25 protein-coding genes and 3 pseudogenes are annotated in these 26,766 nt (G+C 56.2%); 11 read left to right on the top strand and 17 right to left on the bottom strand.

All coding sequences use genetic code 11. From position 1 onward, the window contains the following. Positions 1-16: 16 nt before the first annotated feature. From JCM17844_RS03120 to JCM17844_RS16350, 4 genes are all read right to left on the bottom strand, one after another. Positions 17-1,357 carry a DNA-packaging protein gene (locus JCM17844_RS03120; RefSeq protein ID WP_210431256.1) on the bottom strand — a complete coding sequence of 447 codons (1,341 nt, stop codon included), beginning with the start codon at positions 1,355-1,357 and terminating at the stop codon, positions 17-19. Further along, positions 1,354-1,836: a hypothetical protein gene (locus JCM17844_RS03115; RefSeq protein ID WP_149999630.1), complete on the bottom strand. Its 483-nt coding sequence runs from the start codon at positions 1,834-1,836 to the stop codon at positions 1,354-1,356. Before JCM17844_RS03115 ends, JCM17844_RS03120 begins: the two co-directional genes overlap by 4 nt. Before the next feature lie 145 nt (positions 1,837-1,981). Continuing rightward, entirely contained in the window at positions 1,982-2,218 is a 237-nt protein-coding gene (locus JCM17844_RS16355; RefSeq protein WP_149999629.1) for a DUF6456 domain-containing protein, read from the bottom strand. Beyond that, positions 2,191-2,880 carry a DUF6456 domain-containing protein gene (locus JCM17844_RS16350; protein WP_149999628.1) on the bottom strand — a complete coding sequence of 230 codons (690 nt, stop codon included), beginning with the start codon at positions 2,878-2,880 and terminating at the stop codon, positions 2,191-2,193. The genes JCM17844_RS16355 and JCM17844_RS16350 overlap by 28 nt, the downstream gene beginning before the upstream one ends. Positions 2,881-3,011: 131 nt before the next feature. On the opposite strand from JCM17844_RS16350, the gene JCM17844_RS03100 reads away from it, so the two are divergent. Then, positions 3,012-3,590 carry a helix-turn-helix domain-containing protein gene (locus tag JCM17844_RS03100; RefSeq protein WP_149999627.1) on the top strand — a complete coding sequence of 193 codons (579 nt, stop codon included), beginning with the start codon at positions 3,012-3,014 and terminating at the stop codon, positions 3,588-3,590. Between the two features lie 132 nt (positions 3,591-3,722). Next, a complete protein-coding gene (locus JCM17844_RS03095) occupies positions 3,723-4,859 on the top strand; it encodes an acyl-CoA dehydrogenase family protein (protein WP_149999888.1) in 1,137 nt (378 codons plus the stop codon). A 1,134-nt stretch (positions 4,860-5,993) separates the two neighbouring features. On the opposite strand, the gene JCM17844_RS03090 is transcribed toward JCM17844_RS03095, so the two are convergent. From JCM17844_RS03090 to JCM17844_RS03050, 10 genes and pseudogenes are all read right to left on the bottom strand, one after another. Beyond that, on the bottom strand, positions 5,994-6,518 hold the full coding sequence (locus JCM17844_RS03090; RefSeq protein WP_149999626.1) for a J domain-containing protein: 525 nt from the start codon (positions 6,516-6,518) through the stop codon (positions 5,994-5,996). 128 nt (positions 6,519-6,646) lie between these two features. After that, positions 6,647-8,287, bottom strand: a complete 1,641-nt coding sequence (locus JCM17844_RS03085; RefSeq protein WP_149999625.1) for a hypothetical protein — start codon at positions 8,285-8,287, stop codon at positions 6,647-6,649. Between the two features lie 4 nt (positions 8,288-8,291). Further along, on the bottom strand, positions 8,292-9,908 hold the full coding sequence (locus tag JCM17844_RS03080; RefSeq protein ID WP_149999624.1) for an ATP-binding protein: 1,617 nt from the start codon (positions 9,906-9,908) through the stop codon (positions 8,292-8,294). A 100-nt stretch (positions 9,909-10,008) separates the two neighbouring features. Beyond that, the gene (locus JCM17844_RS03075) at positions 10,009-10,917 is read right to left on the bottom strand and encodes an NAD-dependent epimerase/dehydratase family protein (RefSeq protein WP_149999623.1); all 909 of its coding nucleotides are present in this window, start codon (positions 10,915-10,917) and stop codon (positions 10,009-10,011) included. A gap of 2 nt (positions 10,918-10,919) precedes the next feature. Further along, positions 10,920-10,991: pseudogene (locus tag JCM17844_RS17085) on the bottom strand (hypothetical protein); the annotation flags it as partial. 228 nt (positions 10,992-11,219) lie between these two features. After that, complete coding sequence (locus tag JCM17844_RS14230) at positions 11,220-11,387, bottom strand: hypothetical protein (protein ID WP_210431254.1); 168 nt, start codon at positions 11,385-11,387, stop codon at positions 11,220-11,222. A 180-nt stretch (positions 11,388-11,567) separates the two neighbouring features. Continuing rightward, positions 11,568-12,191, bottom strand: a complete 624-nt coding sequence (locus JCM17844_RS03065; RefSeq protein ID WP_149999621.1) for a hypothetical protein — start codon at positions 12,189-12,191, stop codon at positions 11,568-11,570. Continuing rightward, the gene (locus tag JCM17844_RS03060) at positions 12,184-13,371 is read right to left on the bottom strand and encodes a hypothetical protein (protein WP_149999620.1); all 1,188 of its coding nucleotides are present in this window, start codon (positions 13,369-13,371) and stop codon (positions 12,184-12,186) included. Before JCM17844_RS03060 ends, JCM17844_RS03065 begins: the two co-directional genes overlap by 8 nt. A 21-nt stretch (positions 13,372-13,392) precedes the next feature. After that, on the bottom strand, positions 13,393-14,211 hold the full coding sequence (locus JCM17844_RS03055) for a crotonase/enoyl-CoA hydratase family protein (protein WP_149999619.1): 819 nt from the start codon (positions 14,209-14,211) through the stop codon (positions 13,393-13,395). Between the two features lie 27 nt (positions 14,212-14,238). Continuing rightward, positions 14,239-16,028: pseudogene (locus JCM17844_RS03050) on the bottom strand (aminopeptidase P family protein). A 138-nt stretch (positions 16,029-16,166) separates the two neighbouring features. Here JCM17844_RS03050 and JCM17844_RS17460 point away from each other — a divergent pair. Further along, positions 16,167-16,553 carry a hypothetical protein gene (locus tag JCM17844_RS17460; RefSeq protein ID WP_210431251.1) on the top strand — a complete coding sequence of 129 codons (387 nt, stop codon included), beginning with the start codon at positions 16,167-16,169 and terminating at the stop codon, positions 16,551-16,553. Next, positions 16,466-18,265, top strand: coding sequence for a S9 family peptidase (locus JCM17844_RS16340; protein WP_268885066.1), 1,800 nt, complete (start codon positions 16,466-16,468; stop codon positions 18,263-18,265). Before JCM17844_RS17460 ends, JCM17844_RS16340 begins: the two co-directional genes overlap by 88 nt. 17 nt (positions 18,266-18,282) lie before the next feature. Here the strand turns inward: JCM17844_RS16340 and JCM17844_RS03040 are convergent, their stop codons facing one another. After that, positions 18,283-18,774 carry a DNA-3-methyladenine glycosylase family protein gene (locus JCM17844_RS03040; RefSeq protein ID WP_210431249.1) on the bottom strand — a complete coding sequence of 164 codons (492 nt, stop codon included), beginning with the start codon at positions 18,772-18,774 and terminating at the stop codon, positions 18,283-18,285. Beyond that, the gene (locus tag JCM17844_RS03035; protein WP_149999617.1) at positions 18,738-18,926 is read right to left on the bottom strand and encodes a hypothetical protein; all 189 of its coding nucleotides are present in this window, start codon (positions 18,924-18,926) and stop codon (positions 18,738-18,740) included. The genes JCM17844_RS03040 and JCM17844_RS03035 overlap by 37 nt, the downstream gene beginning before the upstream one ends. 130 nt (positions 18,927-19,056) lie before the next feature. Between JCM17844_RS03035 and JCM17844_RS17080 the strand changes: the two are divergent. From JCM17844_RS17080 to JCM17844_RS03015, 4 genes and pseudogenes are all read left to right on the top strand, one after another. Then, a pseudogene (locus JCM17844_RS17080) lies at positions 19,057-19,760 on the top strand (nitroreductase family protein). Positions 19,761-19,897: 137 nt separating this feature from the next. Then, on the top strand, positions 19,898-20,449 hold the full coding sequence (locus JCM17844_RS03025; RefSeq protein ID WP_210431246.1) for a PRC-barrel domain-containing protein: 552 nt from the start codon (positions 19,898-19,900) through the stop codon (positions 20,447-20,449). Positions 20,450-20,602: 153 nt separating this feature from the next. Further along, positions 20,603-21,115, top strand: coding sequence for a hypothetical protein (locus JCM17844_RS03020; RefSeq protein ID WP_149999615.1), 513 nt, complete (start codon positions 20,603-20,605; stop codon positions 21,113-21,115). After that, positions 21,016-21,741: a phosphatase PAP2 family protein gene (locus tag JCM17844_RS03015; RefSeq protein ID WP_149999614.1), complete on the top strand. Its 726-nt coding sequence runs from the start codon at positions 21,016-21,018 to the stop codon at positions 21,739-21,741. The genes JCM17844_RS03020 and JCM17844_RS03015 overlap by 100 nt, the downstream gene beginning before the upstream one ends. A 109-nt stretch (positions 21,742-21,850) precedes the next feature. On the opposite strand, the gene JCM17844_RS03010 is transcribed toward JCM17844_RS03015, so the two are convergent. After that, a complete protein-coding gene (locus JCM17844_RS03010) occupies positions 21,851-22,060 on the bottom strand; it encodes a Flp family type IVb pilin (protein WP_149999613.1) in 210 nt (69 codons plus the stop codon). A 339-nt stretch (positions 22,061-22,399) separates the two neighbouring features. On the opposite strand from JCM17844_RS03010, the gene JCM17844_RS03005 reads away from it, so the two are divergent. From JCM17844_RS03005 to JCM17844_RS02995, 3 genes are all read left to right on the top strand, one after another. Further along, positions 22,400-23,191: an alpha/beta fold hydrolase gene (locus JCM17844_RS03005; protein WP_235898911.1), complete on the top strand. Its 792-nt coding sequence runs from the start codon at positions 22,400-22,402 to the stop codon at positions 23,189-23,191. 429 nt (positions 23,192-23,620) lie between these two features. After that, entirely contained in the window at positions 23,621-25,285 is a 1,665-nt protein-coding gene (locus JCM17844_RS03000; protein WP_210431245.1) for an ABC transporter ATP-binding protein/permease, read from the top strand. Further along, a complete protein-coding gene (locus JCM17844_RS02995) occupies positions 25,282-26,727 on the top strand; it encodes an amino acid ABC transporter ATP-binding/permease protein (protein ID WP_210431244.1) in 1,446 nt (481 codons plus the stop codon). The genes JCM17844_RS03000 and JCM17844_RS02995 overlap by 4 nt, the downstream gene beginning before the upstream one ends. Positions 26,728-26,766: the final 39 nt, after the last annotated feature.

The following is a 26,766-nucleotide window of genomic DNA, read 5'->3' as shown; positions in this document are numbered from 1 at the left end:
CCGATAACACGCCTTTTCATAAACGGCGCAAATGCGGTGAAGACGGACGGCCCAGCGCCAATTCCGTCACCGCCCATACCATGGCATCCAGCCGGTCCGGACTGTGCTGGCCGGTGCTGCCCGTATAGCTGCACATTTCATCTTCCAACGCATCGAACCGCCCCACATGCCGCACCAATCCCCGCTCATAAAGGGCGGCCACCGGCTCTGCACGGGCGATTTTCCCCCGGCTGGCCCTTACCGCACGATAGCTCAAATCCGGGGCAGCCTGACGCAACACCGCCTCCACCATATCGCCGCCATTATTGGCCTCGCCCAACACCCGGTCAGCGTCAAAAGCTGCATAGCGTTCAGCCACCCGTGCCGCCCATTGATAAGGCCGCAAGCCCTGACAACTGGCATCGTCCAGAAGATACACGATCCCGGTATCATCAATCCCCGCCACCACGATGCCGCACGCATCGGCATTTTCGCCATGGCTGGCGGGTGGGTCCACCGCCACGACAATGCGATGAAGATCCGGCGCTTTTTGTACGCGGGAGGCTTCGATCAGATCTCTGGTCCATAAAGCGCCTGCAATTTCATCGATCAGCCGCCCGTCCAGCTCTTGCGCCCCCAAGCGGGTTCCCGAATAAAGCCGTTCCACTTCTTTCAGGAATTGCGGCGCCAAATGCGCTTTATTGTCCAGCGTCGATCCACTCACTGTCACGGTGGACGGCTCTGCCATCAATCGCTTCAACCAACCGACAGGACGCGGCGTGGTGGTGGCCACAACGCGCGGATTGCCCCCCAAACGCAAGCCCAGCACAAGATTGGACCACGCCCGCTCCCCTTCATGCCATTTGGCAATTTCATCGGCCCAGGCCGCATGATGCTGCGGGCCGCGCAACTGATCGGGGTCATTGGCGGAATAAAGATACGCCACTGCCCCATTGGGCCAAACCAGCCTGCGCCGCGATGGCTCGAATACCGGCCTATGGCTCGGCGGGCTGCAGGCTAAAATGCCGCTTTCCCCATCCACCATCACATCCCGAATATCCGCAAAACTGTCCCCCACCAGCGCCAGGCGCGCCGGTGCGCCAGAGCCTGCGGTCAAGGGCGTGGGGCCTTCCACCAGCAACCGCACCCATTCCGCGCCCATCCGTGTTTTCCCAAAGCCGCGTCCGGCCAAAACCAGCCAACAAAACCAATCGCCTTGCGGGGCAAGCTGATTGGGGCGCGCCCAGAACGACCAATCATAGATCAACGCCTGCGCCTCTTCATGGCTTAACCCCGCAACCCATCGCGCCACGGCCTGAGAGCTTAAATGGCCCACATTGCGTTCGGCCCGGCTTTTCATGCTCGGCGCCGCACTCACTCTTTCGTCCCCTCAATCACGGTTCCATCGTCGGATGCCGGCGCGCCTTCATCCCCCGTCCCAAGCCGCGCCAACAAAGCTTCCAACCGCCCATGGGCCGTTTCGCCCGGCTCGTCAGACCCGTCCGGCGATGCTGCTTTGCCGTCAGAGGCAAAAACATGCGGACGACGGCTTTTCAGAAGGAACATGCCCAAGCTATCGGAATAGTTCACCACGGAACCGCAGGGCTTTCCCGCATAAAACACCGGCTTTTCAACACCCTCCACCGCGCGGCGGCGCAATTCACATTCCAGATCATCCAGCGCCTCTTCCAAGGCATGATCCCAGTCCTCGCGGAAATCCGCATTTTTGGCGCGCAACCGGTATATCTCGCTTCGGGAAAGACCGGCCGCACGAGCCGAGGCACTGACATTGGCGCTTGCACGTAACGCATCGAGAAAAACCCGCCGCCTGCGTGTCGAAAGACCCTTTGCCGCCATCTTTGCCTTCCCATTTGAAAATCATAAAAAAACGGCCACCGATGGTCGGCAGCCGTTTGGTTCGCCCAAATGTTGAGCATGAAGAAGACCCTATCAGAGAGCGTGACGATTGTCAACCAAAAATAACCAAATTGGAACATTTTGATTATTTTTTGCAGCCCTCCGCTCCCTTCATATCACGATTCTCCATGCCATAATGGGCCGCCAAGCGATCCAGCGCGATCCCAAGCACCAACTTGCCGGATCGGGCAGGCCATCCCAAAACTTTCTCCGCCTCTTCCAACCCTTCCAAATGACAACAAACCCGGATCAGCACATCCGAAAGCCCGCTCCCCACAGCCTCCATTGCTGCCTTCACACGCCGCCGGGCATCAAGCTGCATATCACTGACAAATTGTCCATCTGCGGGGCCTTTTCGCTGCCGCGATGCGGGCACGGCATCAAGCTAGAGGTAATCCGCGCCCCCATGGAAGCGCGCTCGAAATCCTCTCGCAACCGCTCCCCCGCATCGAATTGGCATTGGGAAAGCATAGGACGACCATCCCGCCCCCGCCGACGCACCAACCACCCCAAAGGCGATTCCGCCCCGTTCACCCGCACCCGCCCGCGGGTGCCATCAGGCAAAATCCTGTCATCGGTCGCAAGCTGCATATGCTGGGAGCGATAAGGATCAATGCCAGGATCTTCAGCTCCCTCTTGGCCCCTCCCCTTCGCTTTGCCCCTTGTTCCAGCCTGCGCACCGGAAGACACGCCATACCCCGCCTCCAGCTTGGAAGACATATGGCGGCGGACAAAACTACGCCCTGCCTCTGTGGCCTTTACGCCCCCTTCCACCTTTTCAATAAAATCCAGTCGCAGCAACCGCGCCACCACAGCCAACGGCACCGGACGGCGCTCAAGCAAAAGACTGCCATCAGACAAAAGCTGCACCGAAGAGTGCTCACAAATGCCTTTCAGAACCGCCAAGCTGAAGCCTGATAAGTTCAGGCCCAAAGCCTCATCGCGTTGTTTTGATCCCGGCGATGCTTTTCGTAATTCTGCCATAAACGCCTTCTCCAAAATGTTCCAATCTGGTTATATCATAATGTGCCGTTCCGGTAAATATTGTTTGCCAAATTCTCGTATTGGGTTATAAATGGCGGAGGAAAGACTGAAAAAATCAACCGGAGTTCGCCATGCTTCATGCGCGCCTGAGAGAGATCCGCAAGTCCAAGGGGCTGACGCTTCAAGATGTGGCCGACCGGGTCAAACCCGATGGAACCACGGCCCAAACCATCGGACGGCTGGAAACCGGCGTGCGCACGCTTACGATTGATTGGATTGATAAAATCGCCGGCGCCTTGGATGTGGAACCGGCAGACCTGTTCGCCTTTCCCCATGCGGGCGATATTTTGATCGACGGCGCGGTCACCGCATCCGGCTCGGTTCTCGATCAGGAAGAAGGGCTTTTACCCCTGCGCCCCACCATGAAAAACCCCGTTGCCGTGCGCTTTTTAGAAAATATGGGACAATATCACAGCGGCGATGTGGTGGTCTGTGAACAGCTGACACAAGAAACCCTGCACAGGGCCGCAGGCTGCGACTGCCTCGTGAAGGACGAAACGGGCCGCCGCCATTTCGGCAAATTATTTCCCACCCGCGAAGCCGATACCATCATGCTCGCCCCGATCACCGCTAGCGGCAGTATCAAGGCATCGCTAAAGGTGGATATGGTGGCACCGGCCATCGCCCTGATGCGCTCGCTTTCGCATTAATCACACCCATAACCGATTGTCTGCCCGGCTCACCCCGCCGATGCCGGTGGGGCATGGCGCGGCCCGCGTTGACATCCCGTGCCCCAACGCAAACAGTGGACGGGAGAAGAGCGCTTTTGGGAGGACAATGCCATGCTCAAACACCGCGAGATTTATGACTCCGATCATGACATGTTCCGCGACAGCGTGCGAACATTCTTCGCCCGCCACATGCACCCCCATAAAGAACAATGGCGCAAAGACGGCATCATCCCGCGCGAATTCTGGACCAAGGCGGGCGAGGCAGGCCTTTTGTGTCCCTCGACCCCGGAAGAATATGGCGGTGCGGGCGGCGATTTCCGCTTTAACGCCATCGTAGATGAAGAGCTGGGCTATGGCGGCACCGCGGCAGGCTTCTCAGTCCATTCCGATATCTGCGCCTCTTATCTGTTGCACTATGGGTCCGAGGAGATGAAAAAAACCTGGCTGCCCAAAATGGCAAATGGTGAGGCGGTGGCCGCCATCGCCATGACAGAACCGGGCACCGGATCCGATCTGCAAGGCATCAAGACCACCGCCAAACGCGACGGTAATCATTATGTGATCAATGGCCAAAAGACCTTCATTTCCAACGGACAACACGCCGACATCATCATTGTTGTGGCGAAAACAGATCCGGATGCAGGCGCAAAAGGCACCAGCCTCATTCTTGTGGAGGCGGATAGGGAAGGATTCTCACGCGGCCGCAATCTGGAAAAAATGGGCCAGAAAGCCGCCGACACGTCGGAACTGTTTTTCGACTCTGTGCGGGTGCCCATTACAAACTGCATTGGCGACGAAGGCATGGGCTTTGTCTATCTGATGCAGGAATTGCCGCAAGAACGGCTCGTCATTGCCGTTGCTGCCGCTGCGGCCGCCCAGCATGCCTTTGATATAACGGTGGAATATGTGAAAGGCCGCAAAGCCTTTGGCCGCCCTGTCGCCAGCTTTCAAAACACCCGCTTCAAACTGGCAGAGATGAAAACCGAAATTGAAGTGGGCTGGGCCTTTGTGGACCAATGCACAAGACGGCATCTGGAAGGCAAGCTGGATGCGCAAGGCGGGGCAATGGCCAAGCTATGGCTATCGGAAATGCAAGGCCGGGTGGTGGATCAATGCGTCCAGCTTCATGGCGGCTATGGCTATATGATGGAATATGATATCGCCCAACATTATGTGGATGCCCGCGTTCAGCGCATTTACGGCGGCACCTCTGAAATCATGAAAGAACTGATTTCCAGATTTATCTAAACAGCCTTGCCAGGAAGCGGGCCAATTCGATCGACACAAAGCGCCCGCTCCGATGATAAGGGCGTTTATTGCACATATCTGAGCGGCGCCAGAAATCCGGCTCTCGCCAGAATTTATAGTCGGATTGCCTCATAATAGCCGTAGCACTCAAGGCAATACTCATCGATAAGACAGAGGCAGTCGACAAAGTAAAACAGTCGCCTGCTTAAAGATAGAGGCAAAAGTCTTTTTGACCAACAACGGAAAATACTGATCTTGCCAGAAGATAAATTATATCAAAGAGCCCGCAATAACAAAATCGCTATCGCCCCAGAAGCCACACCTACATAAAAAGTAACGACCATTCCCTTAAAAGAAATATATACATCTCTATATAATAGAAAATTCACAGAGGAAAATATATTCTTCGTGTTATAGCAAAGAATTTCTGACATTTATCTACCTTCCAGTTTCGATTATCAGATTTTTAAGAAATGTAATCCAACAGCAATCATACCGATTAATACACCCACTCTAAATCCAGCGATCCACATCCGCGCAATGGGGCTTTCCACCTTAAGTCGCCTGTCTAACGCAGCGTCCCGAGCCCCAATAAAGTGTAAAAATTTATCTATAATATTCATGAGCTTTATCCAAACATAAGGATGACGAATTTAACAATTAAAAATGAATTTAATGCACATGAAATGCATCATGTAACGCTCCACCTATCGCAATCCCTGACCATACAAGCATTACAGCGCATACAAGACCAATGACAGCCCATTGCCCTGCACTAAAATCATATTCGATCTTCATAATCATGGTCCAATTATATCCTCATATTCATTTATCGTTCTCCATGTCTCCGCCATTCACAAAACTCCCAGAAGTGTCATGTGTATTTTGTGCAATGGCACGATCTTTCCCGATCTGATAACCGAAGAACACAACGACGATAAGCGCCAACCAAAACCAATTCTGCGCTAACCACTGCCTTAAAGATGTCGTGTTATCTGACATTATTCCGAGACTCTTCTTGTAACACTAAACACGATTATTTTCGTACCCGACTAACATTGCCACGACACCTGCAGAAATAAGGCCTTATTATCCCTACCTAAAAAATTGAATTTAGGGAGAACCAATGCAAATTCACCCCGCCTTCGCCTTCAGCACATCATAAGCAGTGCGCACCCCGTGAAACAGGCGTGCAGCTTCTTTATCGCCGGGGTTTCGATCGGGGTGATATTGCTTGGCAAGGCTTCGAAAGCGCGCCTTGATCTCTGCCCCGCTGGCCGTTGGTTCCAGATCAAGCGCATCATAAGCATCGCGTTCCGCGCGGGTCAGGCCATCGGCATCGGTGGCGCCGCCCCAGCTAAACGCATTGCTTTGGCGAAATCCTGTGGCGGCTTCTGCCTCGGCTTCCTTGCGCATGAAATCGCGCACTGCCTCTTCATTCATTCCCGCAAAGAAATTCCAGTTCCGGTTATAATCGGCGGCATGGCGTTCGCAAAAATACCAACGCTCGTTATTATGCGGCGATTTCGGAGCCGGATGCTCTCCCGCCTCATTACAGTCGTGAAAATCGCACATGCGCACATGCACTGCATCGGTATCGCGGCCATAGCCACCCCAACGGGGAAATCCGAAATCGCTGCCAGCTCGTCTGGGTTTCATTGAACTCTCAATACAAAAGGGTGCCCGTATTGTGGCCACAGATGACCGGGAAAACAAGGGTGCGCACGCACCAAAAGGCCGTCAAAAGGCATCAGCCGCAGCCAATCCGGCTTTAGAAAGCAAGGTTTTCAAGCGCCCAATGGCCTCATCACGTTGCGGGCCTTTTGCCTTTGAAAGAATGGGCGCAAGAAAATCCGGATCGGCCATATAGCGGCGGATATCGCTTCAGCCAATTGATGCGCCTCCCCTTCGGTGAAATGACCATCAACGATCATCCGTAAAAGCCGACAGGCCTTATCAAAGGGCGCCCCCTGAGAATGCGCCACCCTTTTCAAAACCCCGCTATCGGCCATCAACCGCACACAAAGGCGATCCAGCTGCCCTGTCAGCTTTGATTTATGCAAGGCTTGCATATTCGAAGCGAGCAGGCGTTTTTGCAATCTGGCCAAAAGCTTCATGCGGCCTGCATAGCCCGCCCCCAAAGGCTCCAGCCAAAAGGCTTCATTGGCCCCGTCATGGATCAAGGGCGACATATAATTGGCAATCAAACGCCGATTGGCATCTCCCAGACAATGTTGTTCCAAAGCGATCAAGCGCTGCAATTTATCAGCCGGATTACGCCCCTCGACGATATATTCCCCAAGGGTTTGCGGGTTCAACAACCGCCGCATCCGGCCTTCCAGAAGATCGACCAATGGCCTGTCGGGCAGATCCACATCCAAAAGATCGCCAATACCGCTTCCCAAACGGGCCAGAGCCGCGAATTCTTTTTGCAAATCATCTCCGGTCAGACGCTGGCTCACCGTTAATTCATGGCGAATATGACCAACCAGCACATGGCGCGTGGCCGGTAACAATCGGGCCCGCAAAAACGCATCCAGCATAGACACAGCCGTAGACGAAGCCGCATCCCCCAACATGCCGCGGCTCAGCGCCGCCACATGCTCCAGCAATGTCACAAGATCTTCATCGGGTATCAAATGGCGCAACAGGCGACGATGGGTCAGTTGTTCCGATAAAAACAAATCCAGACTTTTCAAAACCCACAGCGGATGATCCAGACGGATCAAGCTGATCAACCGCTCCACCTTGGCCACACCATCCGGATATTGGCGCAAATCCACAGCCAAGACACAGGCCAGCAGGAAGGATCTGTTTTTGGCCTCTGCAAGGGTTTCGATCACATCCACAAAGCGCAGATCGCCAATCACCGGAAGGCCAATGGCATGCACCTGTCGCAATTCGGCGGCGGCTTTATCGATCAAGGCGAAATTGCCGCGCATCCGTTCTGTTACCGGCTCTCCGGTGTGGCGCACCTGGGCAATGGCCAGCCGTTGAACCGCGCTGAGCAGATTGGACCCGGCCCCTTGCAGCCGATTATAAAGATCGGGATCATGAAGCAGCTCGACCGGTGTGCTGTTCCAGCTTTCCAAAACAGGCGCCAAAAGCCGGGCAATTACCCGCCTGCTTTCGCTGCTGTAAAGATCGGCGGGTTTGCGACAAAACACCGCGAGTTCATCATCATCATATTTTGATGGTTTCGACTTGCGGCCAAAGAACAAAACTTCCAACGAGTTGAATTCGCTGCTGTCCCGGTCAAACCGCTCCCGCAGCACCCGCACAGCCCGATAGTTACCGCTGCGAAACACTTTTTCAGCTTCGGCCGCCGCTTCCTTCTGATCGTCGAAAACATCCAATACCGTCCAGCGTGCACCGGTCTGACCATGCAGTTCATAATGGGTATTCTGACCGCGCCGTGTGGGCCACATAACCTTAACGTGCCCCGCCGCTGCGCCAGCGTTCGATCACGGTCCGCACGAACGACACATCTTCACTGCCATCCGCCCAGTTTTCCGAAAAAGCCGGATCGGCGCTGGAGGGGCGCAGATTATCGGACAGATAATCCAGCCGGACCCGCATGGGCACCGCCACCCCTTCACCACATAAAATACATTCCCGATTGCGCAGCGATGAAATGGAATTCAGGAACGTTTCGCTGCCTTCAGGCATGGCGCTGGCGACAAAAGCCGCATCCCGTTCATTGTTCATGCGCATGGAAAGGATGGTGCCGCATTGGGACAAAACCGATTCCGATACATCCGATGGCCTTTGCGACACCAGCCCCAAAGACACCCCGTATTTCCGGCCCTCCTTGGCGATCCGTTCGATCACGCGGCGGGCGGAATCGAAACGCGGTTTCTGGGTGCGCGGCACATAGCGATGGGCCTCTTCACACACCAGAAGCAAGGGGCGCGCGCTGGCCCCTTTACGCGACCAAAGGGCAAAATCGAACACCATGCGGCATAATAACGACACCACCACATCAACGATATCCGATGGCACCCCCGAAAGGTCCAGTGTCGAAACCGGCCGCCCATCGGACGGCATCCGCAAAAGCCGCGCCACGATATCGGGGAAGGTATCGTTGATCAGCATGCCGGAGAACATGAAGCCAAAGCGTTCATCGCTCCGCAATTCTTCGATCTTATGCTTCAATCGCAAAAATGGCAGCAGCGTTTCGGGCTTTTCCAACCGCCCCATCTGGGTATCCAGATCGCTTAACAGGTCCGTCATCTTATAAGGAACGGGCGTATCCACCGTGATCCGCGATGTGGCATGCCGGGCACTTTTCTTGCGCGCCGCCAACAAGGATCGCTTCAAAATATCCACTTCCACTTCGCGGCTGACTTCGCGCTGGCCAATGAACACTTCGATATGTTCTTCAAAATTCATCAGCCAATAAGGCAAGGACAGCGTGGTGGGATCATAATGCACCCCAATATCGCTAAAGGCGGCGGCATATTCATTATGGGGATCAAGGATCAAAATATGCGCCTGAGGAAGCTGCTCCACAATGCGGTGGATCATCAAGGCCAGTGCGCTGGATTTCCCCGTCCCTGTGCTGCCCAGAACGGCGAAATGTTTGGACAGCAGATTATCGGGATGGATCACAGCGGGAACATCGCCGGGATAAACGGTGCCGATACGCACAGAAAGCCCTTCACTGGGGGCAAACAGCAAGGCCATCTCGTCATTATCAAGGGGATAGACATGATCCCCCGGCAATGGATAGCTGGAAACGCCCCGACTGATGGGACCGCCATCCCGCGTGGTTTCCCCGACGAAATCCACATGCAACACAACGCCTTGGGCACTATCATCAATACCGTGAATGGAGCCGAACACCCAACATCCCGGCGCAATGGCGATTTTTAAAAGTCCGCCGATATTGCCTAGTGCCGATGGGTCCACCCCCTGCTCCAAAAGGATTTCCACCTTCGATGCGTTAACAGTGCGCACACGGCCCAACCCCACCGAAGGGGCCTGTCCCGCATCTGCCCCTCCCCCTCGGGAAGGAGCAAGAGAGTCATCATTGTAATATTCGGTCATAAGACTCCGCGGTCCTCACAAGGCATTATCAAAGGATATGCCCTAATTCCTAAGGCATTAACTTTAATATTTCCTTGCTCAAAGAACGCTGAAAGCCTTTTCAACGGCGGATAAGCCCTTGGGACAACAGCCAGTCATGGCTCTCCTTTAACGAGAGAGACAATGCGGTTTCACGATAGCCCAACACGTCTTTGGCCCGCCCGGATGACGCCCGTTCATCATGGCACACAAAATAGGCCGCTTCCGGCGTGATATCCGGCTCCCGCCCCGTGATCCGCGCCTTGATATCATGCAGCCGCGCCACCCCCTTCATGGCAAAAGCCGGAATGGCGCGCATCGGCTCTGGTTTTCCCAACAGCCGGGCGATTTCTTTTGCCACCGTTAAAAAGGAGGCATGAGGCCCCCCCAATATATAATTCTGCCCTGCCACGCCTTCCGTACTGGCGCAAACCATCGCCCGCGCCACCTCTCCGGCATTGGCAAAGCAACCACCGCCCGGCGGCACGCCGGGCAGTGCATCTTTATCCATCAGCAAAAACAGCCGCGCCCAGCCGGTTGTGTCATAGCGCCCCAGAATATGGGTGGGATTGACAATCACCGCATCCAATCCGCCAGCCACCGCCTCGCGCACGGCATCTTCGGCCAGCGCCTTGCTTTTCACATAGCCAACCCAGCTTTGCCGTCCTGTTTGCACGCTGTCTTCGTTCACAATGCCGGAATGATGGCCCCATACGGAAATGCTGGAAACATGCACCAAGCGCCCGATCCCGGATGTCCGGGCGGCCGCAATCACCGCTTTGGTGCCGCCCAAATTCACCATCATTTGCCGCTCTCGGTGGCCGCGCCACGGGCTGGTATCGGCCGCAACATGAAACACCGCATCCTTGGCACGTGCCATGCCGATGGCCAGATGGTCGCTATCGGATAAATCGCCGCGAAAGGCTGAACGCCCAATTCCCCCCAAAATTCGGGCGGCGTTTGTGACCGGTGCAATGCCGTTACCGCCCATCCTTCATTCACCAAATGCGTAATCAGGGTACGCCCCAAAAATCCGGTGCCACCCGTTACAAATGCGTGCTTCATGCCAAACCTTTCATACGACCCGCGCATAAACTAGGCCGTAAATTTATAAATGGCGACGCCCATAACCATAGGGTTTTTGTTTTTTTGAAAGGGATCAAGAGAAGGGAAGGATGCTGCCCAAAAGGCAAAAGAGCCATCGCCCTTGATGAATTGGCGGCGAAGGCATCATTCATAAGCCCAGCGGATGATTATGATCCGGTCCTGCCAAAGCCCGGAAAGGCAAGTAACTTAATCGCTTGTGGGAGCGGGATGCTCCAGCGTCCCAAGATCGGCTCTATCAGCATCATCTGATCGATCGGATGCGCTTTCCAAGGCATAGGCCATCCGCCGCCGCTCCCGATCATCTTGCGCTTCATGTAATGTCCGCGGCTGGCGTTTCAGATAAGGACTTGCCATGATATGCTCCCTGAATAACACCCTGCCGAAATCGCAAAGAGTATCGGCGCAATTCTTTAAGGAATCGTAAAATATCTAAAAATCATTAAAGCTCGTGAAAAGCTAAGCCCTAGAAAAACAAAGATCGTTTCGCAAAAGCAATATTTCAGTTTTAACGAAAACACGCTTTATATCCGCGCCCTAATCCGCAGAAATGGCGGTACGATCAAGGGGGCGCACACTGACCACGATGGGATCGCCCTTGGCCCCATAAACGATTTCAGCCAAAAAGCGCGACCGACAATCCCCATCCAACGCTTGCGGATCAAGCCCGGCCAACAAGCGGCGCTGCCCCTGGCTCAGCCTTAAATCCGACACCATCAGATTTGGGGTCAGAACCACCGTCTCTTCTACCGTTTTTGCCGTAACCCAGCCCCGCGCAAGGGCCGTATTCGGCTGGCCGCCATAAACCGAATTCAAACGTGCCTTCTCCCGATCCGCATCCCGCACCACAAGGGACGGATGGATCGCCGCATCATCACCGCTATGAGCCGCCACCGCCGGGCCATCGCTTTCCAGAACCACCGTCGCCTTTACCGGATATGCGGTTTCAAGCAAGGAGGAATTTTTAGAAAAGCCAAAAGCCACCAAGCGCTCCGCTTGCGGGCGCGGCTCCCCTTTGGGGAAATAATAGGGATCGGCCTCAAGTTTAATGGCGGCCCCATCGCCTTTCAGCATGGCCAAAAGCCCGCCATTGGGGCCCGTGATCAGGCGACATTCCTCTATGCTCAGCCGTCCTTGATCGGCCCCCAGGCGGTTAAGCATTGCCGATATCAGCGGCGTGCCCATGCCCACAAGATAAAACAGCGCTCCCAAAAGAAAGGCCCAGAAAGCTGCGGAAAAGCGGGAAAAAATCTGCCTCATGCCGCGCTCCCCAAAGATTTGCGCGCCTCCATCCGGCGCACAAGCCCCAAAGCCATAAGAAGCCCGCAAACAGGAACAGCCCCCCAAGCGCCACCAGCACATCGGGCAAGCTGGCCGCGAACCAATCATAGAACCGGCTGGCCACAAACAGGCCCAGCATAATCAGGGCACCATAAAGCACCTCGCGCCAGCCCTTCCATAGCCCCACAATAAAAACTGCCATCAGCAAAACCACCGCCAAGCCCTGATAGCCTGCGGCCACCACAGACGGTGCATAACCAAGCGCGCTATGCCCTTTGAATCCCAAAAGGATCAGCCCACCGCCCGCCAATAGCACACCGGCCAATCGCCAAGCCGGCCGCATGGCGGCAAACGATCCCAGAAAAAACAGCCCATTGGAAAACAGGCCCACAACAAACAAAGCAAGGCCCGCCAGAAAAATCCCGTCCATGCGCCCCCATAGCGCCATCCACATGCGGCCATCCAGCAAGGACATGATCGCCGCCAAAAAGCCTCCCGCGCAAACCAATCCCGGCACCGCCAAAGCCCGGCTGTCGTAACGATGACCAAAGGCCACGGCAAATCCAGAAGCAAAAAGCCCGAACTCCAATCCCAAAGGCTGGTTGAACAGCCGTGCCAGAACCACCATTCCGCCAGCAAAGGCAAGGGTGGCAAGCCCGGCCATCATGGCGGTGAAATACGGGCTGCGGCCACCGGCATATAACCCTTCCGCCAAGGCCACAAAGCCAATGGGAACAGCAAAAGCCACCAAGGCCCGCGCCCAATTGCCCATATCCGGCCACAGATAATCCAGCGCGGCAAATCCCAGCAGCACAAGGGCCACAATCCCGGCCGTTGCGGCCATGCGCATTCCCCAATGCACCGGCTCAGACGCCTGATCCGCCGATAGATCATGCGCACCGCTTAAATCTGCCAGAACCTCGTCATGATAGGCGCGGATTTTCTGGCGATCCGCTTTGGACAAGCCAAGAAGGCCCAAATCCTCCAGCCTTTGTTGCTCATCCCGAAAACCGGCAATGGCATCTAGGCGGCGGGCGGCCTTATCGCGGGTCATCGCCATGCCGTGCGCTCCCTCATGGCGTCACTCCAGCAAATCATCGAAATCAGCTTCTTTACGCTGCAAGGCAGCCTGAGCGCCCTTCATCAGATCCTCGCTGATCAAAACGCCGGAATTCCAAGCCGCCACATAGTCCAGCCCATCGGCAATGCTGTGATCGCGTGCATGATTAAGCACCTGCTTGATGCCGGAAATAGCCAGCGGGCTTTTCCGCGCCACAATCGCCGCCATGTCCAGCGCTTTGGCGATCACATCATCCCGATCAGCCCCAACGCCGTTCACAAACCCGAAATGCCGGGCTTCCTCCACCTCGAAGCGCCGCCCCGTATAGGCCAATTCGCGCACAATGCCATGGGGCAGCAAATGGCCGATCCGTTGCAAGGTGCCCACATCGGCCACCATACCGATATTGATTTCCTGCACGGTGAAATAACTGCCCTTTGCCGCCAAGCGCATGTCACAGGCGGTTACCAGATCCACACCTGCTCCAAGACAGCCCCCATGCACTGCCGCGATGGATGGTTTCCGGCAACGATCAAGGCTGGTGAAGCAATCCTGCATACGCAAAATGGTGCGCCGCAGCTTTTCCCGCACCCGGCCTGCATCCTGTTTAGGGTCGGGCATCAGGCTGTACATCATGGTCAGGTCGATCCCGGCGGTAAAGTGCTTGCCCTGCCCTGAAATCACAATGGCACGCACAGCGGGGTCCGCATCCAGTTCATCGATGGCTTGGGGAAATTCCCGCCAGAAAGCCTTGCCCATGGCATTGGCTTTTTCCGGACGGCACATGGAAAGGTGAGCCACACCATTTTCCATATGGATTTGCACTGTCTCATAAGCCATGGAAGACCCTTTCATATGGCGCAGCAATTATCCGGCGATCGGGGCCGTCATTTGCGCCAGCCAATCCCGCGTGTCCTCCGCCACCAGCGAATCCAGCGTGTCATAAACCCGTGCATGATACCGGTCGAGCCAGCCAATCTCGTCTTCGCTCAGCAGCTCTGTTTTCACCAAACGCCGGTCGATGGGCGCAAGGGTCAGGGTTTCAAAGCGCAAGAAGGGCCGCTCGTGGGAGTCTTCGTCCGCCACCACGGTGACCAGATTTTCAATGCGGATCCCAAAGCCCCCATCCTTATAATAGCCCGGTTCATTGGACAGGATCATGCCGGGCTGCAAAGCGATGGCATTGGGGGCCTTGGAGATGCGTTGCGGTCCTTCATGGACCGCCAGATAGCTGCCCACCCCATGGCCGGTGCATGATCATAATCCAGCCCCACATCCCATAAAGGCTTACGCGCAATGGCATCAAGCTGCGCCCCGGTGGTGCCTTTGGGAAACCGCGCCCGCGCCAGTGCGATATGGCCTTTCAAGACGCGCGTGAAGCGGTCTTTTTCCTCGTCTCCCACCGTCCCGACCGGCACGGTGCGGGTGATGTCGGTGGTGCCATCGGGATACTGCCCGCCCGAATCCACCAGATACAGCTCACCCGGCGTCAGGGGACGGCTGCTTTCCTCAGACACCCGATAATGGCAAATGGCCCCATTGGACCCGGCGCCTGAAATGGTATCGAAGCTGGTATCGCAAAAGCCGTCACGTTTTTTGCGGAAGCTTTCCAATTTGGCCACACAGCCGATTTCCGTCAAACCGCCCTTATGGGCCTCTTGATCAAGCCAATGCAGGAATTCGGTTACCGCGGCCCCGTCGCGTTCATGGGCGGCAATGCTGCCCTTGATTTCTGCCTCTGTTTTGCAAGCTTTGGGCAAGGCGCAAGGATCGGCGGCACGAACAATATCGGCCCCGCCTTTTTTCAGGGTCTCGAACACCGCCGCATTGGCCGTGGCCGGATCGGCCAACACCGCCTTGCCGCCTGCGCCCAGATCGGACAGCGCATCATAAAAGCCATCATAGGGCGCGATCGACACCTCATTGCCCAGATGCTCTCGCACTGCATCGGTCATTTTCTCAGGTGCGACGAACAAATCGGCGCGGCCATCTTTATGCAGCACCGCATAAGCCAAAGCCACCGGCGTATGGGCCACATCATTGCCGCGGATGTTGAACAGCCATGCAATGGAATCAAGCGCCGTAAGCACCGCCGCCTCGGCCCCGTTTTCGGCAATATCCCCGCCGATACGGGCGCGTTTATCCGCCGAAGTGGCTCCGGCAAGGGCGGCATCATGGGGTTTCAAAGGAAAAGGCGGGGGCGCGGGCTGATCGGGCCACACCGCATCAATGGGGTTTTGATCCACCGCCACCAATTCGGCCCCTTTGCGTTGCAAACGGCTTTGTGCCTGCGCAACCCAGCCCGGCGTGTGCAAACGCGGATCATAGCCGATCCTGTCGCCTTTTTTCACCTCTCCCCAAAGCCAGTCCAAAGGGTCCGTCTCGGTCAGATGCACATGCGCAAACAAGGCGCTATCCACCTGATCGCGGACCTGAATCACATAACGGCCATCCACAAACATGGCGGCTTTTTCAGCCAGAACGATGGCCGAACCGGCAGACCCCTCAAAGCCCGTCAGCCATGCAAGGCGCTGGGCGTAATCCGCCACATATTCGCTATTATGCTCATCGGTTAGGGGCACCACGAAACCATCCAGTGCCTGACGGGACAATTCGGCACGCAAAGCGGACAATCTCTCGGCATGGGGCTTGGACACGAGGGGGCTCCTTCATCAAAAACAGGTGAATTTGCCCATTGATGGCACCCTGCGCGTCACTTCGCAAGGCGGGCGTCTTTTCATAGGCGTCTGAACGTGCTTCCCTATGCCTCCCGACAGCTTCAAGAGATTTCTTCAATGACAAAAACCATCCTCAGCCAAAAGGCCGACCATCTGCCAACGCCGCCGCATGCCCCCCAGCATCCCACCCTTGTCACCCATCATGATATTGCGGTGACAGATGAATATGCGTGGCTGCGCGATTCCGGCTATCCCAAGGTGGAAACACCGGAAATCCTCGATTATCTGAAGGCGGAAAATACCTATTATGAAGCCGCCATGGCCCCGGTCGCGGATCTGACAGACACCATTTTCAAGGAACTGAAAGGCCGCGTTGCTGAAGAGGATGAAAGCGTGCATCCCGCGATGGCGATTGGCTGTATCAATGGCGCTATGCGGCAGGAACGCAATATCGCCGCTGGTACCGCAAATCGGCAAAGGATGATGCTGCGGACTGGCATCTGATTCTGGATGAACCGGCCTTGGCCGAAGGGCATGAGTATTTCCGCCTCGGCGGCCTGAGCATCAGCCCCGACGGGCGCTTATTGGCGTATTCCACGGATACGGATGGGTCGGAGCGCTTTACCCTCAAGATCCGCGATCTCGAAACAGGGAATGTCCTGCCCGATCATATCGAGCAGACCATCGGTTCTCCGGTCTGGTCGGCGGACAATGCACGGCTTTTATACCGCATCGTCAATGACAATTGGCGGCCTTATCGGGTGATGGCGCATCATTTGGGTGACGATCCCGCGCAAGACCTTTTGATCTATGAGGAAAAAGACGGCGGCTTCTTTGTGCATCTGGATAAAACCCAATCACGGAAATGGATTGTCATCTCTTCCGGCAGCCATGAAACCGGTGAAGTGCATATTCTTCCCGCCGATGCGATAGAAACGCCGCTGCGCCTGATCGCCAGGCGCGAGGCCGGACACGAATATGATGTGGATCATGCGGGCGACCGTTTTTTCATTCGTTCCAACAAAAACGCCCCCAATTTCCGTATTCTCTCTGCTCCTGAAAATGATCCGTCCCCTGAAAACTGGCGCGAGATTCTCCCCAAAAGCGATCGCGATTATTACCGGGCGGTCACCGCATTCACGTCTTTTCTGGTTGTAGAGCAACGGCGCGACGGCCTGGACCAAATCCGCATCCTGTCCCATGACGGAACCCGCGATCATTTTATCACCTTCCCCGAAAGCACCTATCGCGCCGAATTGGGCGGCAATGCCGAGCCGAACCCGACACAGCTTCGCATCAGCTACGACTCAATGATCACCCCGGCCACGGTGTTCGATTATGATCTGGCATCAGACGCGTTGATCACCCGCAAGGTGCAGGAGATCCCCGCAGGCTATGACAAGGCAGATTATGCCACCGAACGGCTCATGGCTCCCAGCCGCGATGGCCAGCACATCCCCTTGTCCATTGTTTATAAAAAAGGCTTCAAAGACACCGCCCCCGGTCCGGTGCATCTTTATGGCTATGGGGCTTATGGCATGGGGATGCCGCCATCTTTTTCCACCACACGCCTGTCTTTGCTGGATCGGGGTTTTGCCTTTGCCATCGCCCATATTCGCGGCGGTGATGAACTGGGCCGTCCATGGTATGAAGGCGGCAAGAAATTCGCCCGCCACAATACCTTCAATGATTTCATCGATGCCGCCGATTATCTGGTGGAAAAAGGCTATGCCAAGCCGGGCGGGATATCCGCTTCGGGCGGATCGGCAGGCGGCAAGCTGATGGGGGCCATTGCCAATCAGCGGCCCGATTTATGGCGGGCCATCATCGCCCATGTGCCTTTTGTGGATGTGTTGCACACCATGCTGGACGACAGCCTGCCGCTCACCCCTATTGAATGGCCGGAATGGGGCAATCCCAAAGCCGATGCAGAGGTCTTTCGCTATATTGCCAGTTACAGCCCCTATGAAAATGTACGGGCGCAAGATTATCCGCCGATGATGGTTACATGCGGGCTGAACGATCCCCGCGTCACCTATTGGGAGCCGGCAAAATGGGTCGCCCGGCTACGCGCCCGCAAGACCGATCATAATCTGATCCTGTTCAAAACCAATATGGGCGCGGGCCATGGCGGCAAATCGGGGCGCTTTGATGCGCTTTATGAAGTGGCGGAAGAATACAGCTTCATTCTGATGGCCTTCGGCATGGTGAAATAGCGGACCCGAGACAATTTTCAGGCTGGCGCATTGTTCAGGATGTGCCAGCACATCAAAGCGGCGGACGACCGGTAAGGGGCCCATCCTTCCCCCAGCGCGTCCGCTTCTTTGATGCTGGGGCGATCCTCCAGCCCCCGAATACGGCGCACCCCTTCGCGCACCCCCAGATCATCGGCGGGCCAGATATCGGGGCGGCCAAGGGAAAACATCAGATACATGCGCCCCGACCAGATCCCGAAACCCTTCAAGGCCGTCACCTTTTCCAAGGCCTCTGCATCGTCCAGAAGATGCAGCCCATCGGGATCAAACTGCCCTCCGGCGATGGCTTCAGCCAGTCCGCGCCCATAGCGCACCTTGGCTGCCGATAGGCCCGCCCCGCGCAAAATATCGTCTTCAAGGCCAAGAAACCGCTCCGGCGTTGCCTCTCCATCCATGGCGGCATCCACCCGCGCCGCAATGGTAGCGGCGGCCTTCACCGAAAGCTGCTGGCCAATGATAATGCGCAGCAATGCGGGAAAGCTCCATCGGTGCGGCGTTCTTGCGGATAGCCCCACAGGCTCAACGCCTCGGCCAGTTGCGTATCATTACTTGCCAAATGGTCAAGCGCCCGGCGCACATGATCGCCACTCAAGTGAAATTCGGCTGTCTTGGGCAGGGTCATGTCAGGCTCCATTTTATTGCAAGCCGGACCATATCGCCGCCGCCTTTTTCTGCCAAGCCACCATCGGCACTCTTTACAGCTTTGCGGCAGTTGATACTCTTTTCCCCGCCTTATAAAAGAAAGCCTCACTATGAAAGCGCCCTATATCGAATATCCGCTGACCGGTTATCCCCATCGGTCTGACGCCCAGATGATCGACAGCGCCCGCGCCTTTCGCATCTTGATGGAAAAACGCCGCACCATTCGCTTTTTCAAACCCGATCCCATCCCCCAAAGCGTGATCGAGGATGCGGTCAAAACCGCCGCCACGGCCCCATCGGGGGCCAATAAGCAGCCTTGGCATTTTGTCATTGTCACCGATCCGGATTTAAAAACCAAAATCCGGGCCGCCGCCGAAGAAGAAGAACGCGCTTTTTATGGCGGCAAGGCCGGACAGGAATGGCTGGACGATCTGGCCCATCTTGCACCGATGCCCATAAGCCGTTTTTGGAAATTGCGCCCTGCCTGATTGTGTGTTTCCAGCAAAATTACCAAATCGATGAAGAAAGCGGCAAGCGATCCAAAAGCTATTATGTTCAGGAATCCATGGGCATTGCCTGCGGATTTTTGCTGGCCGCCCTGCACAATGCCGGGCTTGCCACCCTGACCCACACCCCCTCGCCCATGGGATTTTTGCGCGATATTTTAGGGCGCCCAAAAAATGAGCGGGCCGTTATGCTGGTGGTTACCGGCCGCCCGGCCGATGATGCCACCGTCCCGAAGCTGACCAAAAAGCCTTTCGATCAGGTGGCCAGCCTCAAGCTTGAATGCCTTATTCCACATAGTTCGTCTTAGTTTCTCTATTTTACAACATAGTTCTGTCGAAATTGATGGTTAAGAATCCGTTTATGGCGCGAACGGAGGATGCCGCCGCGATCTCCTCCGCCAACGCCTCGAACGGATTTCGTGCACCACTGAAAGGGAGACGATCTATGCCTAAGTTCAAACAGATTACCATTGGCGCGCTTGCTGCTGCCATGGCTTTCCCCGTAGCCACCCTTCCGGCATTTGCTGGTCAATATGATGATCAGACCAAGCCAGCCCAGCATATAGACAAAGCGCAAAAGCATCTGGATCAAGCCGAAGATCAAATGGATCACGATGCCACCAAGCAGATGGATCAAGCCAAAGATAAACTGGACCGCGAAGAACGGATCACGGCAAGAACCAATATTGAGGGCAAAAACGTTCTCAGCACCGATGGGGATACCGTCGGCTCCGTTGAAGAGCTTGTGGTTTCGAAAACCGACAACAAGCTTTACGCCGTTATATCCGTTGGCGGCTTTCTGGGGATTGGCGACCGCGATGTTGCCGTACCCTATGAAAAGCTGAGCATCGGCAGCGAGAACGTCACCATCATGTCGCAACAGGCAAAAACCGATCTGCGCAATATGCCCGAATATGATGAAGAAAAGTTTGAAAAATACGATCCCAAAGAACGGCATATGAAAGATGCCAAAGACACATATAAAAAGAAATATTGATAAACCGCGTTCTTCTTTGGGTCACACCAACAGCCAGCCTCCCTTTGGAGGCTGGTTTTTTTGTGAATGATGCGCCCAGATCATCCAACAGGGCCAAGGCTCTTTTAACTTTTCCCTGCGAGGCTCTTGCTTATCAACAAAAGGGGCTAGCTCGTGGAACGCCACATTTCTTATCATCAACAAAAGCGCTGGAGGTACGCCGGCCTTGGGCAAGAGCTGAGGCTGCAATTCCCCTTCCTTATTGTAGTGGCGCTTTATGTGGCCGGCGTTGCCATCATCGCGCAAATTTACGGGCTGGAAGAGTTATTTCGCATTGCCCTTTACAGCACCATGATGCGAACACCCGCTATTTTGACCGTTCCTATGGTGCTTTTGACCTATGCATTATACTTGGGCCTTGTTGAAAAAGAGCCTTATCCGCTGCGGCGATTGAAGCGCGATCTGACGCAAAATATTTTGACCATCGGCGGGATCGTGGGGATTGCCACACCATTGCTGGTGATCCCATATATGATTTCTGCCTTCACCTCCTTTAAAAGCATGATCCCTTTGATCCGTCCCTTTCATTGGGACGCACCATTGGAAAAACTGGATGCCTTTTTGCATCTTGCACTGCGCCATGGAAAATTACGCATTTCATTTTTGGAAATGTTTATTCAACGCTAACAATCAATTTCTTATACAATATATGGATATTTCTGATCTGGGGGTTTCTTCTTTTTCAAATCTACGGCCTTTTTGGAAAGCACCATCGGTCCCACTATATCTTGAGCTTTTCTCTGTGCTGGATAGTGATCGGATCTTTCTTTGCTTTGATATTGTCTTCTGCAGGGCCTGTCTATTATGGCCACATCACCGGGCTGGAAGATGTCTATGCCCCCTTGATGGAACGGTTGCAGGCGATGGATGCGCAGATCAGAACCGATGGCGGGTTCTGGGAAATCTGGGCACTGGATGTGCAAGACCGGCTATGGCTGAACTATCAGAATGCGGCCACAACTGTGGGCAGCGGGATTTCTGCCATGCCCAGCATGCATGTCTCTATCGCAACATTAATGGCGCTAAGCGCACGCCGGATCGGTCTCTGGTTTGGGCGGCTTATGACAGGCTATGCTTTTCTCATCATGATCGGTTCGGTGCATTTGGGATGGCATTATGCCTTGGATGGGTATCTGGCACTTTTCTTGACCATATTTTTATGGAAGCTGGCCGATCGCATCATCCATTGGGCGGAAACAGCCCGGCTTCCCTCGCCCCGCCGGACTGCCCCCCCGGATCAAGCCCGGGGGTGACGGTGTTGGGGCGCGTATGGGGAAAGTGGGCAAGCAAAGAAAAACCCTCGCCGAATGGCGAGGGCTTTGAAAAATCCCGGCTGACCCCAAGGACTATCAAGATAGAGTATCAACCGCCAGTAGCGTCCGCACCAGTCTGGGCCGTGGATACTGCACCATCAAGCTGCGTGCTGGCTTCATTAAAGATGCCCTGCAAGCTGCCCCCAAGGGCGGTCATGGCACCAATGGCGGCAACGGCCACAAGGGCGGCAATCAGGCCATATTCAATGGCGGTGGCGCCCTTTTTGTCTTTATTCAGATTACGAAGAAATTTGAACATCATGTTTCTCCCGTGTGTCCAAGGTCCGATGAGCAAAGACTGGCGGTAAGAAATTGAAATTGCGTTAACAGATAGATGGCCTTTTCTTAAAGACGGTAGATAGAATTTTAAGTAAAAATCAGACATATTTTGACAATTATTGAAGAAAGATGCGCGCATGGCCAAACAAAGCCGAAACCCAAGCCCAAATCATCCCCATGAAATGCATGAAAGCCGCCGCTATTTCTTGCCAAAAGGCGCACAAAACGGCGATTTTCAAGGGGCCGACGGGGTGCGGCTGCGGATGCGGGCATGGCCGGCACCAACACAGGGCCATAAAGCACGCGGCACCCTTTTTTGGTGCCGGGCCGCACCGAATATATGGAACGCTATGCGGAAGTGATCGCCGATTTTCTTGAAAAAGGCTTTGCGGTGGCCATCCTTGATATGCGCAATCATGGGCTTTCCGACCGCCCATTGGCGAATCGTCAGGCCCATTTCGTGGCAGATTTCGCCCCCATGGCAGACGATGTGGCCCGATTCGTTGCCCAAGGGGCGGCGCTTGATCTGCCGCGCCCTTTCACCTTGCTGGGCCACAGCATGGGCGGCCATGTGGCGCTGCGGGCGGTGCACGATCATCCCCAATTGGCCCGATCGGTGGATAAGCTGGTGCTATGCGCCCCCATGCTGCGGATTCGCTTTTCGCCTTTGCCTTTATGGCTGGTGCGCGGGCTGGTGGCGCTGGCCGGGGCTTTGGGCTTTTGGGAACGCTATGCCCTTGGCCAGGGAGATTGGGCGGGCGGCAAGGCACGGGCGCGGCTGATGCGGCTTTTGACATCAGATGCACAGCGGTTCGCCGTGGAAGATTGGCAAGTGGCGCAAAATCCCGATTTGAAACTGGGCGGAGTTACATGGGGCTGGCTGCGCGCCGCCCTTAACTCATGCGATCTGCTGGCGCAAAAAGCTATGCCGAAGCGATCACGGTGCCGACGCGCTTTATCCTCGCCGGAAGCGATCGGGTGGTGGATAACCACGCCAGCCGCGCCTTTGCCGCCCGCATGCCCCATGCGGATGTGGTTGAACTGCCAAACAGCCGCCATGAACCATGCGCGAGGTGGATGCGATCCGGGACGGGTTTTTCAAGGCCGTTGAGGATTTCGCGGGCTAGGGGGAATGGGTGTTGGGTGGGGCTACGGGTTGTGTCCCTTATGTCATTCCCGGGCTTCCTCTCCCTTGCGTCATTCCCGGGCTTGACCCGGGAATCCAGTTCTTTGTTGGTGGAGCGCTCCGGCCCTGCCGGTCTGGACCCCCGGATCAAGTCCGGGGGTGACGATGGTGGGGATGTCCGGCGGGTGACGAATAGATACTCAACATTTTTCGTCATTCCCGGGCTTCCTCTCCCTTGCGTCATTCCCGGGCTTGACCCGGGAATCCAGTTCTTTGTTGGTGGAGCGCTCCGGCCCCGCCGGTCTGGACCCCCGGATCAAGTCCGGGGATGACGGTGGTTTTGTGATCAGGATATTTGTACATATGGGCGCTCTTGTGCGCAGATAAGAACCGTTCGAGCAGAGAGGATCATTGGTGGCGAGGCAAAGGCGGCAAGACACATCATCTGTCCGTCCGGCCCGTGGCACAGGGATCACGGCACCGATCGCACATGCTTTGCGGTTTGCCGGGCTCTTATCGGTTTTGGCCGGGCTGATCTGGCCCATACAGGCCGCCGCTTTGGCTTGGGCGATCGCGGGCTGGATTGCCGGAGATATGGGCCGCACCCCATGGGCTGCCGCTATTTTTGTGGCCGGCGGGTTTCTTCGGGCTTTTTGCGACCACCGCGCCGGACAGATCCTGTTTGATGCCGCGGACCAAACAATCTCGCACCAGCGGGCAGCCCTTATCACCCGTGAAGCCCGCGCCCGCGCACCCCTTGGTTCGGCAGAAATCGCCGCCCTTATCGTCCAGAAACTTCCGCTGCTTCAGCCTTGGATCACCCGATACAGCATCGCCATGATCAAGGTGGCCGTTCTTCCCCTTGTTCTGCTTCTCATTTCCTTCTGGTTTTCATGGATCGTGGGGCTGGTGCTGCTGGTTGCAGGGCCGCTTATCCCGGTTTTCATGATCCTTATCGGAATGGCAGCGGAACAGGCATCCCGTCGCCAGATGGATGAAATCGGCTCGATGAACGCCATGGTGATGGACCGCTTGTCCGCCATGCTTGATATCCGGCTTTTAGGGGCCGCAGACAAAGCCCTTGCGGATTTTTCAGACAGGGCCGAAGCCTTGCGCATCAAAACGATGGCGGTTTTGCGCATCGCCTTTTTATCATCAACGGTTCTGGAGCTTTTCAGCGCCATCGGTGTTGCCATGGTCGCGGTGTTCGTTGGCTTTACCCTTTTGGGGGAAATCACCTTCGGAAGCTGGAGCGCGCCGCTTTCCCTTGGCGAAGGGCTGTTCCTGCTTTTGATCGCCCCCGACTTTTTTCAACCCTTTCGCGAGCTTGCCGCCGCGTGGCATGACCGCGCCGCCGGTTTGTCTGTTCTGGCCGAGCTTGATGCTTTGGACGGGGCGGAACGTGCGCCCTTTCTGGGGGAGGCGCGGGCCGCGCGCCCCTTGGACGGGCCTTTGACGCTGTCTCTGGCCGGTGTGGTGGCGGCCTTGCCGGGCCGCAGGGTAACCTTGCCGGATTTTTCCCTGAAAAGGGGGCAATCCCTGGCCCTGATCGGTGAAAGCGGCGCAGGCAAAAGCACGGGGCTTGCAGCACTTGCGGGGCTGGTGCCTTTGGCGGATGGGCAGATCACGGTTTGCGGCCATCGGCTTGACCATGAAACAGCCGATGCGTGGCGGGCGCGCATCGCCCTTGTGCCGCAAAGACCGCATTTCCCCGACCAGCCTTTATATGCGTGGCTTGATCCCGATAAGCGCCATACCGACCCTTGGCCTGCACTGAAACGGGCCGAGGTGGATCAGGTGGTTTTGCGCCTTCCTTATGGGCTTCGAACCCGATTGGGAGAAACCGGCGGCGGTGTATCTGGCGGCGAGGCGCGGCGTTTGATGATCGCCCGCGCTATCTTGAGCGGACGCGAACTGATTCTGGCCGATGAACCGACAGCCGATCTTGACCCTGATACGGCGGCAATGATTATCCGCGCCCTTATGCATTTAAAGGAAAACGGGCACAGCGTCATCGTTGCCACCCATGATCCGGATCTTGCCGCGCTTATGGACCGCAGGGTCGAGGTGGGGCAATGAAAACACTTTTCCCCATCATCCGGATGATTCTGGCCGCAGCACCGCAGGCCATGATGCGCGGCGCCGTGCTTAGCGTTCTTGTTTTGCTGATGGGTGCCGCCCTTCTGGGATTGTCCGGCTGGTTCATCACCGCAACAGGGCTGGCCGGCATTGCAGGGCTTGGCATTGCCTTTGATGTGTTCCGGCCATCTGCCGGTGTGCGGTTTCTGGCCTTGGGGCGCACGGCGGCGCGCTATGGCGAACGTGTTTTCACCCATGATGCCACATTACGCGCACTGGCTTTTCTTCGGGTAAGGCTTTTGCGCCGTCAGGTGTGGCTGGACAGCCGGGCGCTTTCACGCTTGCGCAGCGAAGCGGTGCTGACCCGGATCATAGCCGATGTGGATGCTTTGGATGGCGTTGTCTTGCGCCTGCTTTTGCCGGCCGTTGCCGCCCTTGCCACCCACCTGATCGTCTTTCTGGCCATTGGCTGGCTGGCGGGATGGACCATCGCATGGGCCTTGCTGGCAGGATATATCCCGCTGGCGGTCCTTATCTTCTGGCAGCTTGCCCGCCGCAGCATAAAACCTTCGGACAGGGCAGAAAAAGAAAGCCAGACTCTTCGGCGGGGCGTGATCGATATGATCCGGAACCGCCAATCCCTGATTTTGGATGCCCGATTGGATGACCGTGAAGCGGATCTGCTTTCACTGGATGGCAAAATCCGCAAGGCGGCACAACAACTGGATCGTGCCGAACGCGGGACGGCACTGGCCATCACCATGCTGGTGACGCTGGTTGCGGCCTTTGCCCTTGGCCTTGGCGGCTGGCTGGTGGCGCAAGGCGTGATGGGGCCGGCGGTGGGCGTGATCGGGATTTTTGTGGCGCTGGCCTTGGCGGAAACTTTGATGCCGTTAAGGCGGGGCATTGCCGATTATGGCAAGATGGCCGGCGCGGCAAAGCGGATAGGCTATGGCGAAAAGGCAGACCCGGAAAAACCAAAGCCGACCCCCCCCCTTTGCCATGAAAATGCCGGGGCATCGCCGCCGGTGCTTGCGATCAGGAAAGCGCCGCTCACCTTCATGATTGAACCGGGTGAAGCGATCGCCCTTACGGGGGCAAGCGGAAGCGGCAAGACCAGCCTGCTGATGGAGATTGCCGGGCTTGCCGAAAGCTCAGGCATTGCCATTTTTGGCCGCGCCCCTGCCGATTGGCCAGACTCTTCCTTGCGCGATCTCGTCACCATGGTGCCGCAACGCAGTGTTTTGCTGGCTGGCACCATCCGTGAAAATTTCAATCTGGCGGCCGATGTGCCTGAAAGCGCACTATGGCAGGCCCTTGCGGCCATATCCCTTGATGCAGTGATCCGGGAACGCGGCGGGCTGGATGCGCCCCTTGGGGAAGCCGGTGCGGGATTGTCGGGCGGACAGGCCCAGCGCCTTGCATTGGCGCGCGCATCATAAGGCAACCACAGCTTTTGCTTTTGGATGAACCCACGGAAG

Source organism: Iodidimonas gelatinilytica (genome assembly GCF_008579125.1).
In the GTDB taxonomy this organism is placed as follows: domain Bacteria; phylum Pseudomonadota; class Alphaproteobacteria; order Sphingomonadales; family Rhodothalassiaceae; genus Iodidimonas; species Iodidimonas muriae.
Note: the sequence above shows the minus strand (reverse complement) of the source record. Positions and strands in the feature narration are given on the sequence as shown.

Coding starts and splice junctions, on each gene's coding strand:
- JCM17844_RS03055 (WP_149999619.1), bottom strand. CDS start 14,211: ATGGCTTATGAGACAGTGCAAATCCATATGGAAAATGGTGTGGCTCAC.
- JCM17844_RS03090 (WP_149999626.1), bottom strand. CDS start 6,518: ATGAAACCCAGACGAGCTGGCAGCGATTTCGGATTTCCCCGTTGGGGT.
- JCM17844_RS02995 (WP_210431244.1), top strand. CDS start 25,282: ATGAAAACACTTTTCCCCATCATCCGGATGATTCTGGCCGCAGCACCG.
- JCM17844_RS03065 (WP_149999621.1), bottom strand. CDS start 12,191: ATGCTTAACCGCCTGGGGGCCGATCAAGGACGGCTGAGCATAGAGGAA.
- JCM17844_RS03025 (WP_210431246.1), top strand. CDS start 19,898: ATGCCTAAGTTCAAACAGATTACCATTGGCGCGCTTGCTGCTGCCATG.
- JCM17844_RS03100 (WP_149999627.1), top strand. CDS start 3,012: ATGCTTCATGCGCGCCTGAGAGAGATCCGCAAGTCCAAGGGGCTGACG.
- JCM17844_RS03035 (WP_149999617.1), bottom strand. CDS start 18,926: ATGACCCTGCCCAAGACAGCCGAATTTCACTTGAGTGGCGATCATGTG.
- JCM17844_RS03080 (WP_149999624.1), bottom strand. CDS start 9,908: ATGACCGAATATTACAATGATGACTCTCTTGCTCCTTCCCGAGGGGGA.
- JCM17844_RS03115 (WP_149999630.1), bottom strand. CDS start 1,836: ATGGCGGCAAAGGGTCTTTCGACACGCAGGCGGCGGGTTTTTCTCGAT.
- JCM17844_RS16355 (WP_149999629.1), bottom strand. CDS start 2,218: ATGCAGCTTGATGCCCGGCGGCGTGTGAAGGCAGCAATGGAGGCTGTG.
- JCM17844_RS03060 (WP_149999620.1), bottom strand. CDS start 13,371: ATGGCGATGACCCGCGATAAGGCCGCCCGCCGCCTAGATGCCATTGCC.
- JCM17844_RS14230 (WP_210431254.1), bottom strand. CDS start 11,387: ATGGCAAGTCCTTATCTGAAACGCCAGCCGCGGACATTACATGAAGCG.
- JCM17844_RS03010 (WP_149999613.1), bottom strand. CDS start 22,060: ATGTTCAAATTTCTTCGTAATCTGAATAAAGACAAAAAGGGCGCCACC.
- JCM17844_RS03075 (WP_149999623.1), bottom strand. CDS start 10,917: ATGGGCGGTAACGGCATTGCACCGGTCACAAACGCCGCCCGAATTTTG.
- JCM17844_RS03095 (WP_149999888.1), top strand. CDS start 3,723: ATGCTCAAACACCGCGAGATTTATGACTCCGATCATGACATGTTCCGC.
- JCM17844_RS16350 (WP_149999628.1), bottom strand. CDS start 2,880: ATGGCAGAATTACGAAAAGCATCGCCGGGATCAAAACAACGCGATGAG.
- JCM17844_RS03085 (WP_149999625.1), bottom strand. CDS start 8,287: ATGTGGCCCACACGGCGCGGTCAGAATACCCATTATGAACTGCATGGT.
- JCM17844_RS17460 (WP_210431251.1), top strand. CDS start 16,167: ATGACAAAAACCATCCTCAGCCAAAAGGCCGACCATCTGCCAACGCCG.